This window comes from Wenzhouxiangella sp. YN1 (assembly GCF_056324145.1).
The window spans coordinates 1-1,984 of record NZ_JBJNIO010000063.1; the positions used below are offsets into that span (position 1 = coordinate 1).

Genomic DNA, 1,984 nt, shown 5'->3' on the forward strand with positions numbered 1-1,984 from the left:
CAGGTGCAAGACTTTTTTTTGGAGATCGACCAGTTGCTCGGCCACGTAGGCGCGCTTCTCCAGCTTGGCATTGGCCTTCTTCAGGCGCTCGAGCTCCTTGTCCCGGGGATCGGCGGGCTTGCGGCCCGGCTGTCGCGCAGCTACACCGGCTTCGCCGTGCTCGGCCAGATCCTTGCGCCAGGTCGATAGCTGGCCGGCATACAGCCCTTGGCGGCGTAGCCAGGCACCCTTCTCGCCATGCGGCAAGGCCTCGGCTTCGGCCAGCAGCCGCTTCTTCTCGGCTACGCTGAAGCGGCGGCGAGTTCGCTTCTCGAGGCGCGGGTCGGTGATAACTTCGTTGGAATCAGACATTTCTTCACTCCGTAAGCGCCCTGAATGTTACAGATAAAACCGATCAGGTACTGTTGGGAGGGATGTTGACACACAGGGCCCCGACAACCGGATCATGCTGCGTGGGGCGGCCTGGCCCAGTCTGCCTGACAGTCTGCGCAACAGTCTGCGGGTGACTTTCGATGTGGATTATCTGACCGGTCAGCCACAGGGCGGGGTGGTGCTGCCCTGGGCAAGCGTTAATAACCATCGCCTGACGCTGTCCTATCGGCCCACCACCGAGGCTGACGAGCAGGCGTTGCTGGCAATGCTGCCCGAAGGCGAGATTACCGACCTGGGCCAGCTGCCGAAAACCCTGCCGGGCCACTCGATCAGCCTGACGCCGGAAATCAAGCTTGATGGCGAAATTGTTCTGACTGGCCCGTCCAGCGTTGATGCGTTTTCCCTGGAAACCATGCTGGCCTTCGAGGTCCACCAGGTGGTTGGTAATCGCAAGTGGGCCGTGCCATACAAAACGCCGGTCCCCAAGGGCAGCTACGTGGCCATCATGGCCAACGCCGGCAGCGTGTCCACCTACGCGCTGGAAGCCACCCAGGCACGCGCCGAGGCAGCACGGGAAATTCTAGAAAATGAAATCGAAGAACGCTACGAAGAAATCGACCGCGAACGCCTGATGGGCGATCTGTTCTACGCCGGCGTGCTGGGCTACCAGGCCCAGCTCGAGGGCCTGGGCGGACTGATGGCCGCCCAGATGAACGCCGAGTACCGCACCGGCCTGAGCGTGGGCACCTACGGGCACCAGCCCTGGGTCAGATACGTCTACGGTATGCCCATGGCGCTCGATGCTGGCGGGGTAAATATGGACCTCGACTCGGTCCCAAGCCAGCTGACCACCCACAACGGCAGCGCCAGCAAGCGGCTTCAGGTGGCCCAGCCGCTGGGAATGCTCAAGAGTATTCTGGAAAGCCTGGTTCCTGAGCAGCAGTTTAGTACCGAAGACGAGCAGGCCGAAGGTATGAGTGCAGTGGCTGCGATCACCAAGGCGCAGGAAAAGGGGCAGCGAGTGTTTCACATCACTCAGGACAACCTGGACGAAGCGTTGGGCGAGATTGCGATCAGCAGTGAGTCACGCCAGGATATTCGACGATCTGTGAGCCAGTTTGGCTATGAGGCGATCGTGCACGAAGCGCCGATTACTGTGCCTGGATGGCGAGGTAGCGGATATGTCTTGACCGATCCAGAAACTGGAGCCGGGAAGTACATGATTGATGGAGGAAAGAATGGCGGGTTTGTTGGTTCTGCAATCGACTTTTTTGTTGAGTTATTCTTTGAACTCATTGAAAAGGGCGGTCTATTAGGAAAGGTGGCAAGCTGGGGAAAGGCTGTCATTGATAGAGTTATAATTTTTGGGTCTGTTGAATTCCAAGTGGGTTAAGCATACACATGCGGATTGATGCGTCCGAAGTCGAGCTTCCCCGCCAGCAGGAAGATCACCGTCCGGGCGGTACTCAGTCGCGTGTAGCCTCGGGCTTTTCGTTTTGCAGCTTGGAAGAGTCCGTTGATCGCTTCCAGGAAGCCATTGGTCTGGCGTGTTTTCACCCAGGCGACGATGCCATCGAGGTGTCGCCTTATCATCTTGGCAACAGCCTTCATC

Annotated in this window: 3 protein-coding genes; 1 reads left to right on the forward strand and 2 read right to left on the reverse strand. The window is 58.8% G+C overall.

Annotated features, from left to right (window positions below; genetic code table 11):
• Positions 1-351, reverse strand: a 351-nt coding sequence (locus tag ACEWQZ_RS00295) for a transposase (RefSeq protein ID WP_476481072.1), incomplete at its 3' end; no start/stop codon positions are given.
• A gap of 94 nt (positions 352-445) precedes the next feature.
• Here ACEWQZ_RS00295 and ACEWQZ_RS00300 point away from each other — a divergent pair.
• Complete coding sequence (locus ACEWQZ_RS00300) at positions 446-1,765, forward strand: hypothetical protein (protein ID WP_476481073.1); 1,320 nt, start codon at positions 446-448, stop codon at positions 1,763-1,765.
• Here ACEWQZ_RS00300 and ACEWQZ_RS00305 read toward each other — a convergent pair.
• On the reverse strand, positions 1,762-1,984 hold a 223-nt coding region (locus ACEWQZ_RS00305; RefSeq protein ID WP_476481074.1), incomplete at its 5' end, for a transposase. The two genes, ACEWQZ_RS00300 and ACEWQZ_RS00305, sit on opposite strands and share 4 nt — an antisense overlap.

What these genes read in the sequence shown, in the direction of transcription:
- ACEWQZ_RS00300 (WP_476481073.1), top strand. Translation starts at nt 446, where the DNA reads ATGCTGCGTGGGGCGGCCTGGCCCAGTCTGCCTGACAGTCTGCGCAAC.